The organism is Ensifer sp. KUDG1 (assembly GCF_050434285.1).
Classification (GTDB): Bacteria; Pseudomonadota; Alphaproteobacteria; order Rhizobiales; family Rhizobiaceae; genus Ensifer.
The window spans coordinates 483,327-497,559 of the sequence record NZ_JBNDIG010000002.1 but is presented as its reverse complement, the minus strand read 5'-3'; the positions used below and the strand labels follow the sequence as shown (position 1 = coordinate 497,559).

18 protein-coding genes and 1 pseudogene are annotated in these 14,233 nt (G+C 62.0%); 6 read left to right on the top strand and 13 right to left on the bottom strand.

The annotated features are described in order from the left end of the window. Together M2267_RS07985 and M2267_RS07980 are read right to left on the bottom strand one after the other, a co-directional pair. Nucleotides 1-966, bottom strand: coding sequence for an MBL fold metallo-hydrolase (locus tag M2267_RS07985; RefSeq protein ID WP_429113803.1), 966 nt, complete (start codon nt 964-966; stop codon nt 1-3). A gap of 73 nt (nt 967-1,039) precedes the next feature. Then, complete coding sequence (locus M2267_RS07980; protein WP_429113801.1) at nt 1,040-2,056, bottom strand: alpha/beta fold hydrolase; 1,017 nt, start codon at nt 2,054-2,056, stop codon at nt 1,040-1,042. Between the two features lie 118 nt (nt 2,057-2,174). On the opposite strand from M2267_RS07980, the gene M2267_RS07975 reads away from it, so the two are divergent. Beyond that, nucleotides 2,175-3,203, top strand: coding sequence for a GlxA family transcriptional regulator (locus M2267_RS07975; RefSeq protein ID WP_429113799.1), 1,029 nt, complete (start codon nt 2,175-2,177; stop codon nt 3,201-3,203). 102 nt (nt 3,204-3,305) lie between these two features. Here the strand turns inward: M2267_RS07975 and M2267_RS07970 are convergent, their stop codons facing one another. From M2267_RS07970 to M2267_RS07920, 11 genes and pseudogenes are all read right to left on the bottom strand, one after another. Further along, nucleotides 3,306-3,680: a DUF1515 family protein gene (locus M2267_RS07970; RefSeq protein WP_043621993.1), complete on the bottom strand. Its 375-nt coding sequence runs from the start codon at nt 3,678-3,680 to the stop codon at nt 3,306-3,308. Beyond that, on the bottom strand, nt 3,667-3,924 hold the full coding sequence (locus tag M2267_RS07965; RefSeq protein ID WP_429113797.1) for a hypothetical protein: 258 nt from the start codon (nt 3,922-3,924) through the stop codon (nt 3,667-3,669). Before M2267_RS07965 ends, M2267_RS07970 begins: the two co-directional genes overlap by 14 nt. 120 nt (nt 3,925-4,044) lie before the next feature. Continuing rightward, nucleotides 4,045-4,248, bottom strand: coding sequence for a hypothetical protein (locus tag M2267_RS07960; RefSeq protein ID WP_192446458.1), 204 nt, complete (start codon nt 4,246-4,248; stop codon nt 4,045-4,047). Next, a complete protein-coding gene (locus M2267_RS07955; protein ID WP_429113795.1) occupies nt 4,245-5,078 on the bottom strand; it encodes a hypothetical protein in 834 nt (277 codons plus the stop codon). Before M2267_RS07955 ends, M2267_RS07960 begins: the two co-directional genes overlap by 4 nt. 26 nt (nt 5,079-5,104) lie before the next feature. Next, nucleotides 5,105-5,593: a hypothetical protein gene (locus tag M2267_RS07950; RefSeq protein ID WP_429113794.1), complete on the bottom strand. Its 489-nt coding sequence runs from the start codon at nt 5,591-5,593 to the stop codon at nt 5,105-5,107. Further along, a complete protein-coding gene (locus M2267_RS07945; protein WP_052201992.1) occupies nt 5,593-7,266 on the bottom strand; it encodes a hypothetical protein in 1,674 nt (557 codons plus the stop codon). The genes M2267_RS07950 and M2267_RS07945 overlap by 1 nt, the downstream gene beginning before the upstream one ends. Nucleotides 7,267-7,379: 113 nt before the next feature. Continuing rightward, nucleotides 7,380-7,928: a tail fiber domain-containing protein gene (locus tag M2267_RS07940; protein ID WP_429113793.1), complete on the bottom strand. Its 549-nt coding sequence runs from the start codon at nt 7,926-7,928 to the stop codon at nt 7,380-7,382. Beyond that, nucleotides 7,925-8,539, bottom strand: coding sequence for a phage adaptor protein (locus tag M2267_RS07935; protein ID WP_429114516.1), 615 nt, complete (start codon nt 8,537-8,539; stop codon nt 7,925-7,927). The genes M2267_RS07940 and M2267_RS07935 overlap by 4 nt, the downstream gene beginning before the upstream one ends. A 114-nt stretch (nt 8,540-8,653) precedes the next feature. Beyond that, a pseudogene (locus M2267_RS07930) lies at nt 8,654-9,194 on the bottom strand (SU10 major capsid protein); the annotation flags it as partial. 53 nt (nt 9,195-9,247) lie between these two features. Further along, nucleotides 9,248-10,696, bottom strand: a complete 1,449-nt coding sequence (locus M2267_RS07925; RefSeq protein WP_429113790.1) for a hypothetical protein — start codon at nt 10,694-10,696, stop codon at nt 9,248-9,250. Continuing rightward, complete coding sequence (locus M2267_RS07920) at nt 10,608-10,970, bottom strand: hypothetical protein (protein WP_429113787.1); 363 nt, start codon at nt 10,968-10,970, stop codon at nt 10,608-10,610. Before M2267_RS07920 ends, M2267_RS07925 begins: the two co-directional genes overlap by 89 nt. Before the next feature lie 71 nt (nt 10,971-11,041). Between M2267_RS07920 and M2267_RS07915 the strand changes: the two genes are divergently transcribed. The 5 genes from M2267_RS07915 (at nt 11,042) to M2267_RS07895 (ending at nt 14,129) form a co-directional block, all read left to right on the top strand. Continuing rightward, nucleotides 11,042-11,716, top strand: coding sequence for a tetratricopeptide repeat protein (locus tag M2267_RS07915; RefSeq protein ID WP_429113784.1), 675 nt, complete (start codon nt 11,042-11,044; stop codon nt 11,714-11,716). Nucleotides 11,717-12,017: 301 nt separating this feature from the next. After that, nucleotides 12,018-12,386, top strand: coding sequence for a tetratricopeptide repeat protein (locus M2267_RS07910; protein WP_429113782.1), 369 nt, complete (start codon nt 12,018-12,020; stop codon nt 12,384-12,386). A 520-nt stretch (nt 12,387-12,906) separates the two neighbouring features. Beyond that, nucleotides 12,907-13,077, top strand: a complete 171-nt coding sequence (locus M2267_RS07905) for a hypothetical protein (RefSeq protein WP_429113780.1) — start codon at nt 12,907-12,909, stop codon at nt 13,075-13,077. Between the two features lie 233 nt (nt 13,078-13,310). Beyond that, nucleotides 13,311-13,442: a hypothetical protein gene (locus M2267_RS07900; protein ID WP_256364286.1), complete on the top strand. Its 132-nt coding sequence runs from the start codon at nt 13,311-13,313 to the stop codon at nt 13,440-13,442. Nucleotides 13,443-13,826: 384 nt separating this feature from the next. Then, nucleotides 13,827-14,129, top strand: a complete 303-nt coding sequence (locus M2267_RS07895; RefSeq protein ID WP_429113777.1) for a hypothetical protein — start codon at nt 13,827-13,829, stop codon at nt 14,127-14,129. Nucleotides 14,130-14,233: the final 104 nt, after the last annotated feature.

Genomic DNA, 14,233 nt, shown 5'->3' with positions numbered 1-14,233 from the left:
TCATTGCGCCGCTACGAAACGATAGGCCGCCCCGTTGCGCTCGGCCCGCCCGATACCCGGATAGGCCCAGTGATAGCCAAGCAGCGCCAGCCGCTCCGATGCCGCCCGGTCGATCAGGGCCTTGCGGGTTTTCAAGGCCATGTCTGCATCCGTGTCGAAACCGAAATGCCAATCGGGATGCTCGAAGAAGACGATGTTGCTGGTGACCGCATCGCCCGTGATCACCAGCCCCTCATGTCCCGCGCCGTCACCGCCGGAAAGCTGAAGCGAGATATGGCCGGGCGTGTGTCCCCGCGTGTCGAGCACCTGCATGCCGCTGACGATTTCGTCGCCGGGCTTTACCAGAGTCAGCCGGTCCTTGACCGCGAAGAGATCGCGCTGCGCGCCCTTGGCAAAGCCATGGAGCACCTGCGGCATCGCCTTTTCGAAGTTGGGATCGGTCCAGAACTGCCATTCTCCCTCCGAAACGAAATACTGCGCATTCGGAAAGGTGAGCTTGCCATCGGCGCCAACGGTACCGCCCGCATGATCGGGATGGGCGTGGGTCAGCACCACCTTCGTCACAGCGCTCGGGTCGATGCCGGCTGCGAGCAGGTTGGCGTGAAGCTTGCCGGCACTTTCCTGAAACCGAGTGCCCGAGCCGTCGTCGACCACGATCAGATCGTCGCCGCTGCGAATGACCGGAATGTTGGTGTGAAACGGCGCGCGTTCCGGCGTGCCGCCAAGACGGCGCATGATCTCCGGCCGCTCTTCCGCCGTTGCATCCGGCAGAACGATGCTGACCGGCAGCATGATGAAACCATCGCTGACAACCGAGATATCGAAGCCGCCATGCCGGAAACGTCTGATGTCAGCGGCATAGGCACCTTTTGGGAGAAGGGCGGCAGCGGCAACCGCACTGGAACCTGCAAGAAATTCACGACGATCGGGGCCGGAAGCATCGGTGGGATTTTGGGAAGAGGTCATGGCTCTGATCCTTGGCTGGAGCGTTCGACAAAGGGCGCCGGTGCCGCCTGCGGGCGGCACCGGCGAACAACCATCAGGCCTTGGCGAAGGCGAGCAGGTCGGCGTTGAGCTGGTCCTTGTGGGTATCGGTGATGCCGTGCGGTGCGCCGGCATAGACCTTGAGCTCCGCATGCGGCACCAGCGTCTTCGAGGCTCTCGCCGCCGCATCGATCGGCACGATCTGGTCGTCGTCGCCATGGATGATCAAGGTCGGCACATCGAACTTCTTCAGGTCCTCGGTAAAGTCGGTCTGCGAGAAGGCGACGATCGAGTCGTAGGTGTTCTTGTGGCCGGCCATCATGCCCTGCAGCCAGAAACTGTCGATCATGCCTTGCGAGGCAATCGCACCCGGCCGGTTGAAGCCGAAGAACGGACCGGACGCGATATCGCGGTAGAGCTTCGAGCGATCCTTGAGGCTCGCCGCCTGCAAACCGTCGAAGACTTCCTTCGGCAGGCCACCGGGGTTGTTGTCGATCTTGACCATCAGCGGGGGCACCGCCGAGATCAAACCGGCCTTGGCGATCCGGCTGGTGCCATGGCGGCCGATATAGCGGCTGATCTCACCGCCGCCGGTCGAAAACCCGGCGAGGAAGATGTCCTTCAGATCGAGCGCATTGATCAGATCGGCAAGGTCGTCGGCATAATGGTCCATGTCGTTGCCGTCCCAGGGCTGCGACGAACGGCCATGGCCGCGACGGTCATGGGTGACGACGCGGAAGCCGTTGGCCGCAAGGTGGAAGGCCTGCGCTTCCCAGCTGTCCGACGACAGCGGCCAACCGTGGCTGAGCACGACGACCGGTCCATCCTTCGGACCCCAGTCCTTGTAATAGATCTCGACGCCATCGCGGGTGATGATGCGGCTGCCCACGGTGTTTGCTCCCTTCGTGCCGGACGCGCCGGCGGTTGCTGCGGTGTTGGATGCGGCCTTGGCCGGCGTGTTGATGGCATGGACCGCGACTGCCGTGGCGGCAGCGCCAAGGGCGGCCGAGAGAACCGTGCGGCGGGAGATGCTGTTGGAAACGCTTGCGGAAACTGTCTTTGCCTGTGTCATTGTCCTCACCTCTTCGATCTCTGTTGCCCTGCTTCCATTCGGTGGAAGCGATGGTTGAATTGATAAATCGGCGGGCCTAACCTCTCGACCGGCAAAGCTGACAACGATGGGGGCAGAAGTGACAAAACGATCGACAAGCGAGCCGGCGGAGATCGGCATCGTCGTCTATCCCCGCGCCCTGATGTCGGCGATCCATGGGCTGACCGACATGTTCCAGGTGGCGAGCATGCAGTCGGTCGAACAGAGCGGTAGGGACGCGCCGCAGATCCGCATCAGCCATTGGAAGCTTCAGGAAGACGGTTCGGTGGCAAAATCGCGCGACACCCACGAGGGGGCCTCATCAGGCCTTGTGGCGCTGATCCTGCCGCCGACGCTCTCCGATCTGCCGGTCGGCGAGCGCATCGGCGCCCTGCCCGCCTTCGTGCGGGAACAGCATCAGCGCGGCACGACGATCTGCTCCGTCTGCGGCGGCGCCTATCTGCTGGCGGAATCCGGGCTTGCCGCCGGCCGCACCATCACCACCCACTGGTCGCACCAGGACCTGATCGCCAACCGCTATAGCGATATCCGCGTCGACACCGACAGGTTGCTGATCGACGAGGGCGACATCATCACCGCCGGCGGCATGATGGCCTGGATCGACCTCGGCCTGAAACTCGTCGACCGGTTCCTCGGAACCGACGTCATGCTGGCGACTGCACGCTATATGATCATCGACCCCGGCGCGCGCGAGCAGAGCTACTACAGCGTCTTCGCGCCAAAGCTCGATCACGGTGACACGATCATTCTGAAGATCCAGCACTGGCTGCACGGCGCCAATACCAAGGGCGTGACGCTGCAGATGATGGCCGAGCGCGCGGGGCTCGGCGACCGCACTTTCCTGCGTCGCTTCCAGAAGGCCACGGGCTTCAACCCGACCGAATATTGCCAGCGGCTGCGGATCGCCAAGTCCCGCGACCTCCTTGAGCGCTCACATCTCTCGATCGAGCAGGTTGCCTGGCAGAGCGGCTATGACGACACCAACGCCTACCGCAAGATCTTCCGCAAGATCCTGGGCCTGTCACCGAAGGAGTATCGCCTTCGCTTCTCGGTTTCGGAGAGCGGACGCGCCCTGGGCGCTCCGGCAAGCCCGATACCGGCCGTGTGATCATCATCAAGCCTCTTTGGGGCACCAAACGCAAAAAGTGCCGCGCACCCTTTCGGGTGCGCGGCACTTTGAAAAAGGGGGTGGGACCAGCAGCCCTCAGCGCTAGGCTTTTCCGGCGATCACGAACACGACCCGCCGGATCGCTTCGGCAAAGCTCACGCCGAGCGCCATCGCTGCAATGCCCGTCACCCCGAGAGCACCGATGCCCATGAGCTTCCACCGCCTGACATCATCGGTCACGGGCTTCATGTCCGAGATCTCGGCGCCGATAGCTGAGGCCGATGCTTCGAGTTCGTTGACCCGCTCGGCAAGCTGATCCATGCGCCGGTGAACGCTGGCCTGACTGGCAGAAGATTTGTCCTCGGCCCGCCTGGCACCATCCTCGATCCGATGAATGGATTCCTGCAGGCCGCGCATGCCGGCAACCAGTTCTCCCAACTGGCGATGAACGACGATATCGATTTCAGCCTGCGACATGATCGTCGCCCCCGTGCTTCGCGCATTCGGCCTCCGTCCAGATATCCGCGGCACAAAGGCCGACGACCGTGCGGTCGATCCGGCGCTGGTCGGCCGGCGACGCTCCGCGCGCGCCGACAAGATCAGTCCCGACCACGGCGCGCAGCCCTGGAACACTGGCCGGACGCGAAGTCCCACACCCCACCAGCATCAAGGCAGGAATCGTAATCAAGGCGCTTCTCGCGAGCGCGGCTCTGAGCGTCATTGTTCTGCCTTTCGATGGCATTGGCGTAAGATCGGGCGCCGTCCGCGCGGATCTCGTGGATGAGCCAGACGAGACCTGCGAGGATGAGGCCAGTGAGGAGGAGCTTTGGCCAGGCAAACATCACTTCGCCCAGCCAAGGCGTCGCGCCAGCACGTACCAGCACTCGGAGAGGAGGCCCGCACAAAGGCCGATACCCACCTCGATCAGCATCTGCACGTCCGGATCGTCGGCGAGCACCAGCCCTGCGTCCGGTGCCAACAATCCTTTGGCGACGAGCAGGCCCGCGCCATATCGCAACAGGATACGGATGACGACGGCACTCATTTCGCGCACCGCGCAAGAAACGCGACCGCCGCCTCGATGAGACGGCGCAGGCGATTGGATTTGGCCCCTTGCGACGCGTTAACGCCTTCCGCGCCGGGCGTCTTTTCGACCCCGCCGGGCCGTAGGACCACAACGACGGCCGGATCGGAAGAAGCGCTCTCGCGCCCATAGCCGGCCGCACGCAACGCCGCCTCGAACGCTCGGCCATAAGCCTCGATCTTCGGGCCGTTCTGCCTGATGTCGCCGTTGATGATCGCGCGCGAGGCCGCATAACGGTAACCGGTCCCGGCCACCGACCGGCTATCGTCCGTGTCGAAATCGGTCAGCCGCTTGCCGGTGAAGAGACCGCGCTCCATGCCGTCGAAGAGGATGCGAATGGCTGTCGCCGGATCACAGGCTCGATCCGGCGTTTCAACCAGGCCAAACTTTCCGTAATTCGCGCGACCGGTAATCTGCGCAAGCCCTCGCCCGCGAAAGACCCACCCGTCATCGTCTTCGACGTTGCCAAGCCTCCCACCATAGACCCGGTTTGCAAGCTTGCGCGGATTGCCGGCATAGGGCTCGGCGCTTGCAAGCGTCGGAAACCGGGCCGGCCACACTTGAGTAAGCCGCCTTGCCGAGTAGTTCAGGTTCTCCTCGACCGGTCGCATTGCGCCGCCCGTTTCGTGATGGGCCTCCGCGAGAATTGCGGCCAGATGGCAAAGGCTCACAGCGCGCCGTCGCCCCTCCAGGACGATCGCTTCCGCGCTTTCGAACTGCTTTGAAGAATAGGTCTTGAAAACACCCGGCGCGGGATCACGCAGGGCTGCGTGAAACGCTGCTCTGTTCATGCATTCACCTTTTGGAAATTTTCCGCTTAAAGCGCGGCTGCAGCCACCCACAGGGCGTCGATCTGCGCGTCAGAAAGACCAAGCGCCGTACCAACGGTGGCGATCAATGGATGCGTCCGGTTGAACGTCGTCGCATATTCCCACTCGATCTGCGCCTTGTCCTGATCCGAACCGGCAGGCATCCCCGCGATCGCTGCGGTCACGGTCGATGGCGAGATGCCCGCATTCACCAGGCCAAGGCGAAATTGGCGAGCGGTTAGGCTGCGCATCCGCTGCCGCAATTCATCTTCCGTGGGCGGATCGGGAGGGATGTATGGCTCGATCTGGAAACCGGGATTGTCGCGCAGCCATTGGCGGATCAGGGGATTAACGCCGACGGTGTCATCAGGACGACTGCAGTAGTCGGTGTCATAGGACGCGCCGAGATAATCCGTAATGTTGCAGTAGATATTGTAGACGTCGGATTCTTGCGTCGCTCGAACGGCATGAACCATATTCACAGACATCGATGTCATTATGCCGTCCTCACGAAGCAATAGGCCCACGCACCCGACCCCGGCGAGTCATAACCGCCCCGAGCACGCCAAGTTCCAGCAAGCTGCGCCCCACCCCCGCCAAAGCCGTAGCCATAGCTGGAATTGAGATAAATCGCATGGGAGGAATTCCTCTCCTTGATGTCCGCATTGCCGGTTTCGACCAGGATGGTGTGGCCGATCGGGAAATTCAGTTCGTCTCGGGTGCCCCCGGTGTGGATGCCGGCCTTACCGTTCACGACGTTGCCGAGGTAGTCCCCCCACATCGGCATGTACATATTGCCGTCCGACTGAATAAAGAAGCTGCCGCCCCAATATAGACGATCGCCGACGGAGCCGTTAACGCCGAGCTTGTTGCCACCATAGCCGAACTGTATCCAACCGTTGGCCAAATTGGCCTGACCGCGAACGGAGAGTGTGTCTGCTTGGTTGACGTCACCAAGCCACACATCATCGCCGACCTTGATAGCTTGGCCGTCGCCATTCGCGGTTGCGATAAACCGAGGGGCATATACATTGCTCGGGAACGTCGCTTCATTCATCCCGCTCCAAGAAAGCAGCGTCGGTGCATTTGATACGAAACGATCGCTGGACCGTTGAATATATAAGCCGCCGTCGTTCACCCCGATCATGCGATAGCTGTGACCTATGTTGTTGGTGAGGAGTTGGATTTCGCCGGATGGTCCGTTGCCTCCAAGTCGAGCTATGTGGCCAGACCATGAATAAAGACCAGTTTCGTGCCAGCTCGCTAACTGCTGAAACACACCGGAAGTGTTCCACACGCCGATCTGCATCGCTGCGTTCGCTTGGCTCGAAACGATCGTGCCGCGAGTTACCGACGCTGCCGACTGGAATGCAAGTACTCTATCGCTGTTGGACAGAATGTACATTGCGCCGCCGGAACCGCCGGAAGCAACGAAATTGACCGCCGACACGTTACTTGAAAACGCCGCGCCGACGCCGATGATGCCACCAGTGAAATAATGTCCACCATGCGCAATGTACGTCAGTCCTGCTTGTCCGAGCGAGGCGTTACCGCCTGAGGCCATGATGCGTGCATCGTAGTCGGCTCCACTCCCGCCTGAATGGAAGTCAATGAATGGGGTGTTCGCCGTGTTCGGCGGCCCCAACTCAATCCCATGGTTTGCCCCCGTGGTCACAAACCCTTGAGCCGTCAAAGCCCCCGTGATGGTCTTTGCCGTCATCGTGGACGGCAACCGGTCGTCAGAGAGCTTGCCAGTCGTCAGGTCGCCCGCCGAACCGGACGAAGCCACGGCCGCGAGCCCAAGCCTCGTTTTCATCGCGGCAGCGGTGGCATCACCAATAAGATCGCGCGCGAGCGGGGTGAGCGCGGTCGTCGCATAGGCGTCGGTCGCCGTCGTGTAGAGGATCTGGTTCGCGACGGTTGTTTGGCCTGCGATGGACTGCAACGCAGCGTCGTAGGCCTGCACGTTCGAGCCGATCTCCACGCCGAGAGCGGTGCGCGCGCCGCTAGCCGAGGTCGCGCCGGTGCCGCCGGCCGTAACCGGCCGCGGCGCGTTGGCATCTGCCGTCAGGTCGTCGATCAGCGTGTTGTAGGGCACGCTTTGGATAGTTGTATTCGGCACGCCTTTGGTGCCGGCGGGGGGCGAATAAACGCCGCCAGTTCTGGGCATGGGGTCTCTCCAGGAAAGCGTTCCGCTGAGCGCTCAATATTTGGTTGGAAGGGGCGCTGGACAGCCGGGGGCTTCGGCTGTCGGGGCCGGACAAATTGGCGTGTCGACCGCCGCTAACGTTTCTTTCGCCCGGCAGAAAACAACCGGCCGTAATCGACGCGGCGCATGCCGTCCGGTCCGCGAGAGACGACATCCGGTCGGGTCTTTTCAACTTCCTGCGCCATGACGCCGACGTGCTTCGGGCCGCGCGCCGGTTCGTCCTTGTAGCGGTATTCGTAGAGCGAGTGCCCGTCGAGTTTGCCCACCTTCTTGACGTCCTTCTTTAGGCGTCTATTCGTGTTCTGCCGCCGCCCGATCTCCATCGCCAGTTCCATCCGCTCCCTGAGAAGCGAGGAAAGGCTTGATGGTCTGGTCGAGCTTGCGGATCCGCTCGAGAAGTTGCTCAGCCGTTGGTAGTCCGCCGGCAACGTCATCGGCGAGATGATCGCCACCTGCTGCTTCAACAGGCGCCGCCAGTCGCCGCGACGGGAAATCTCCTCGCCGCTTTCCTGTGCCAGCGCCACCATGGTCTGTGCGTTCGGATCGATCGAGCCGTAAATGCTGTCGAAACGGTCGAGCGCGACGATGTCGCAGACCTCGTTGATTGCGGAAAGCAAAGTCATGGGGTCATGCCTCCAACGGTCATTTGGGCATCGCCCCAGCGGGCGCGTTCGTCGGCAACGCCGAGACCACCAAGCGCCGCCATCTTCAGTTGCTGCGCGGCCCCGGCCTTGCCGGCGTCACGTTCCCAGATGGCGATCTCCTCGACGAGCCCATAGAGATAGACATCCGGCGCCTTCTGAAGCAGCCAGTTGGTCGGGCTTGCGGCTGAAAGCGGCGGGATTCGGGCGTAGTGGGTCATCGTCAGGCCGTAATTGCCGGGCGGAAAAGCTCTGATCCGATTGCCGACAACCGCATAACCGACCGGCGCGCCGGCGCCGGCAGAGCCGTTCCCGGCAAGCTGCTGCAATGCCATGGCGCGGATCGGCCGGCCGCTTGCGGTTAGAACCTGCCGCGCTTCAAGATAGTCCGCAGGCAGCGGCGCATCGCCCTCGACGACAGCGAACGCTGTCGTCGCTTCCATCTCGCTGACACGCAGCATCCGGTTGAGCTTCAATTCAGCAAGACCGACGAACCGGGGAAACAGATGGGCGATGTCGTTGCGCCCGCTGTATTCAGCCGCTTGCCATCGAAGTGAAGCTTGATTTTCTTGTTGCCGTTCCTGTGATCCAATGCATCGTTCCTTTCTTCCAACCTGTGAAATATCGCTAATGTCATCTGCTTGCGGCGGTCATCACCATCTCCCGCAAGCGAGAGTGGTGAGGCCAACCTCCCACGCAGCGAACAATCAGCTCGCCGCACTCAAGCCGAAGAAATCGGCCGCAACGCCGAGGCCCTTTTCGTTGTGAACCTTCAGCGTACCCTCGCCGATGATCACGCCCTTGCCGGCGTCGCCGGTCTTGGCCACCGCCTTGTCTTCCTGGATGCCACGCAGCCAGAGGAAGGACAGCATGTCGGTGTCGAGGAAGTAGGCGTTGCGCGCGAGTTTCGCACTGCCCGCCTGCACCCGGTTCGGGTGGATCATCACAGTGCCGAACGGGCCCTCATAGTAGTCGGCAGTCGCCACGATCGTGTTGCGCTCGCCGCCCTGCGAGACGGCGTAGCAGCACTGTGCAACATTGGCGTCGGACATGAAGGTGACGAAGACCGATTTGACGTAGGGCGAAACCGAGAGATGGCGGGTTCGCGCCGTTCTGGTAACCGGTCTGCATCACCTGGTCGAGGATCGCCTTGGTGAAGGGCGCTCAAGTTCCGTCGCTCAGTGCCACCGTCAGCCCGGTCGTCGCGTTGTAGCCGCCATTGGCGCCGCCTGCCCCGCGCGAGACGTGCAACGGCATTGGCCGAAGAGCCTATTGCAGTTCTACGGCACCCTTCCCGTGTCTTATTTCAGAAAGAGGTCGCCGGATTTCAGCAGTTCCATGCCTGATGCGAGCGGCGTCGTGCACCCCAAGAATCCCTCGTCAAACTCGAGATCCGGAGACGGTGTGTAGCCGGTTTCGTCGGTCTGAAGGTCGAACAACCACCCCTTGCCGGACACACGAACGCTTCCTGTGCGTCTCTCGGTGGTCCGCTCGATCCTGCTCATGCCGTCCGGTGATTGAAAACCCCATCTCAGTTTCATCTCGCCTGCAACATTCACGCGCCGCTGAATGTATCCCGTCAGCGTGAAGCCCGAGGCATTGACCGGCTTTTCGAACGCCACACGCATTGGCGCATGCGCTGCGTCTCCCTCCTTGCGGTATGGGCCGGCGGCCTGCTTGAACGCCACCTTGCCGAAGGCATTCCTTTCCTCGCCCAACGCCTCGAAGAAATCTGCCCGGCATTGCAGCAGCGCATTGATCAGCCGGTTGCCGCGGCCCACCGGTGGTGGCCCAAGTTGGGCCCAGCCGAAGGTCTCGGCTGCTTCCGGCAGGCGAAAGTCCTTCGTCTCGGCTTCGTCGGGTGCGCAGGTCACCATCGCCTGCTCATCGGGATCGAAGTAGGAACGCAACGTCAGATGCTGCGAAACCGGCGTGGCACCGACATCCTTGTCGACCAAACTCCAGTAATACGTAAATCTCGCACCGTACTGAGCCGCGATAGCACGAGCGGCTCCATCGGGCGTCTGAGCGACCTGAAGGGCCCAGGCAAAGCGCGTCGGTTCACCAGACTGAACCGTCTTTCGTTGAAAGAACCGGACGATGCGGAGGCCACCAATCTCGACCGGGTGTTCGAATGTCACGGTTTCGTTGTAGGTCTTCTCCGCTTCGGGAATGTGAGGCGCGTTGTCCGGGCTCTCCCAAGGCTCGATACGGACCCGCGGGAAGATGCGTCTTTCAGCCTTCAGCACCTCGAAGAAAGAGGGCTTGCAGGCGACGAACGCGTCAAGAACATGGTTGGTCTTGACGGCTGGCCGCCTCGCCGACGGAAACAGGTCCTCAGCGTCCGGGAGGCGCCTCCTGCCAGTCTCCTCATCGGTCGTCAGTTCCGCCATTCGATCCTTGGACGCGTCACACATGACGAGGGATCGTGAAGGATCGCTTGCCTGGCGAACGACGATTTTTCTGTAACTGTCCTCCGGCGCGACCGATGCGTCGCCCTGTGGAACCGATTGGGCATCGAGCTTCAACTCGAGCGCACCGCCATCCTTTGCCACGAACCTGGCACCGGGAAGCATTCCCTCGATCGCCTTGGCGACGTCAGATACGCGCCGCTCGACCTCAAAACCCCACGTGAAGTGCGGAACAGCAATGCCGACGGCCTCAAACTGGACATAGCCGGTGAGCGACAGGCCACCGACGTCGACAGGCGCCGCGAACGCGATCGTTTGCCCTGTGACACCATCCGACATCCGTCATCTCGCCGATCTGGTTGGCATTGATGGTCACGTCCTTCGGCATCAGCGCCGCGATCGTCTTCAGGAAATCATTCGGGTTCTTCTCGATCAGCGCGTGGATCGCCGCCGCTCCTCTGGCTTCCCAGGCCGAAAGCATGTCCTCGAGAAAGAGTTCGCCGAGCTTGGTGCGCACGGCCTTGCGCGTGCGCGCCCGGGGAACTGCCCCACCGCCTTCGGAGCGCGGCAGAAAGCGCCCGGTCTTCGGGTCCTTGGCGGGTTTCACTGTCATGGGATTTGCTCCAGCGCACGAGGCGACTGCTCCTCCTGCGCATGTTGGATCGGCTGCCACTTGACCAAAAGTTGCATTCTGCCATCAATATCGACCACCGTTCCGGCAGCGGTATTGGGAGACGATCACAGGTGATCCGGCGTTTGTGGACGAAACTGCATGGCATGTTCGAAAGGTCGGCTCCGCCCCTGGCAAAAGTCGGCGAGCCGACATCTGCGAAGGTCTCGGCGGCCAAGTCGGGAACGCCGATGTCTGCGGGTAACACCATCGTGTCGCCGCGGCTGTTCGAGCTTGCCCAAGCGGGTGATGTCGATGCCCAGGCCGCGCTCGGCGAACATTACTTTGACGACCACGAGGAACATTATGCCGCCAGTTTCCAATGGAACGGGCTCGCGGCCCAGGCGGGACACATCGGCGCTCAGGGCCGGCTGGCAACGATCTATCACGAGGGGCTCGGCGTGGAGCGCGACCCCGAGAAAGCGTTTCGCTGGTGGTATAGTGCTGCCCGTCAAAATCACCGCGGCGCACAATTGATGGTCGCCGCAGCCTATGAAGTCGGTACCGTCGTGAAGGCTGATCTGTCGGAAGCGGCCTATTGGGCGTCGCTCTCCTATCTCAATGCCCGAGGCGATCCGCAACAATTGGAACTCGTCGATCCCTATTACCGGTCGGTCCTGAACAAGTTGAGCGACGAACAAAAACTGGCGCTCATAGAGCGGTTCGAGCGTCAGATGAAGCGGGATTGACGGGCGGCACTTCGATCGTAGCGCCCCCGCCTCGCACACAGCAGGCGTGACAACCGATCACAGGAAAATGCGTGTGTCACGCCGGATGTCACGCTTGCAACCTTGACTTCAGGTTGCATTCGGTCATCAATACCGCTCACCGGGTTGCTCCACATCGGGTGCTTCTGGCGCAATGCATCGCAAGCGCCCCTGCCTCACGGGCAGTGGCCAGGGAAAAGCCAAATTAGTTCAAGATTTTGAGTAATTGTTCGGCCTAGCAGTCCAGCCGCGGGAACCATGCAATGAATGCAACAGGTGCCAGATGATCCGCAACACGTTCAGCAAGTTGAAGACCATTTTCACCCCGCGGCCGTCCGCAACGAATATCTCGCCCAGGTTGCTTGAACTGGCGACGTCAGGAAATGTCGACGCCCAGGCGAAACTCGCCGAAATCTATTTCAATGATGGCGGCGCGGAACACTATGCCGCTTCGCTTCATTGGAACCGCCAGGCCGCCCGCCAGGGTCATCCGGCTGCCCAGGCCCGCCTCGTGACCATCTATCAGAGAGGCCTTGGCGTCGAGCGCGATCCCAAGGAAGCCTCGCGCTGGCTGCGCAGCATCGGGCAGCCCCGCCCCCGACATGAGTCCGGCGCCGCCGTCACCGGCAAGATCGCCAAGCAGGAAGCCTAAGGTTCTTCGCGTAAAATTGCGCTGCGGTTTTGCGACACCAGCATGCGGGCGCCAAAGACGAAAAACCTAAGTGCGAACCCTAGAAATTGCGACGCGTCCCGGCGCCGTAGCCGCCGCCACGGCCGCATCTCAACGGTCACATGTCGCAGCCGGCGCGGATTTGAATTTTTGAAGATCGGCATCCGCGCACAGGCACAACACCGCGCCCGACTCGCCGGAATAAAAAAGGCCGCTTCAATGACGAAACGGCCAGCCTGTAATATCCTTAGCCCGCTTCCGGTCGCTTGGCAAGCCCCATTGCCAAAATTTGTTTCCGTTTTGTTCGATTTTTTCAATTGCCCGAGAACGTCTGCCCCCTTCCTAAGGCGCTTGCGCTCGATTGGTGATATAATCGCAACCGCCATGCAAAGCCGCTTGCGCTGCCGGTCCATCGCCAAAGGATCTCGGGCCTCGCGGCTGCATGCCGATCCGTTTCGATGAGGCGGCGCGAATGCCGGTCGCGCGACCACGGGAGGTTCCCATGTCACGACAATACCTGATCGCCGCTCTCTGCGCGGCGCTTCTCGCGGTTGCCGGCTGCACCACCGACCAGGCGAGCCGCACCAGCACGCCTGCTCCGAGCCCCAGCTACCAGGGCATGCAAGGCGCCCAGGGCATGAGCCAGGGCGGCGGCGGTGCTGGCGGCTATTGAGGCGCTGATGCCCGACAAACGCAAAGCTGGCCCGGCTCGACCTTGGTCGAAGTCGCTTGCCCGCGCAGTGTCGCTCCCGTGCAAAGCCCCGGCCGAACGCACCGCGCAACAGCGCCGATCGGATTGAACAAGTTGGGCCGACATGCGTTGAGTAACCATGACGCGCATTCTCGCTGCCGCGCCATTTGTTTGCGCGCATTCTGTGTTAAGCTTCCCCTTGGGAGGAAAATGCCATGGAGAATTTCTTCGCACTCGCCGCCATCGTCGTCGGCTCCGCAATCCTGGGGCTCGCGCTCGCCTATGGTTTTCGTCGCAAGGACGCGCACCGCCCTCCCGACCATGACGACGCGCGATTGAAGTTTTAAGGCGCGAGGCTTCCACAAGACGACTTCGCCCCGAAGCGACCGCCTGCGCGCTTAGCTATTCGACGCCCGCTTGCGCAGAGCCAGCGATGCCGCTTCTGCAATCCTTGCGAGAATCATTCACGCGCATTGCCCGCGCGTTCTTGCAAGGTCCCTCCTTGAAAACCCTCGCCCGCCTGTTGATCGCCGGTCTCGTCGCCCGCGTCACCGCTTCATGCTGCGGCCGAACTCTCTCCCCGGCAACCAGACGTGGGCGAACGCCTTCGCGGCTCGACCGTGCAATGGAGGTTGTCTTCCTCCCCTTGCTCGCTCGTTGCCCGCCCCACCGGAACCTTTCCCGTCTCCTCGCCTTACTCCTTCGACAGGAACAACCGAGGAGATGCGAAAATGAGCAAGGCGACCCCCAAAACGCGTGATCTCAGGCAGACATCGGAAGACGTCGCGCAACCGGTCGAACCGACGATCATGCCAATAGGCAAGATCCCGCCGCTCCCCGTCGACCAGATTCCCGCGGGTGACGACCCGACGCCAACCGACCAGGGTCGCGTGCCGCCCGTTCGGAGCCGCGACGAAGCCAATGTCGATCCGGACGATGCCCTGCCTGACGACCGCGAAGAGAAGATCCTTGAGGATGATCCGGGGCGCGAGAAAACCCGCTTCGACGAGGAGATGCCGCGCAGCAGTCGATAGCGGCGGCATTCCAACTCGTGCGGGGGCCGCGTCCCTCAGCCTATTTGAACGCCTGAGAACAAGAAGAGGCCCGCCGGTCAGAAACCGGCGGGCCTCCGTTAAAT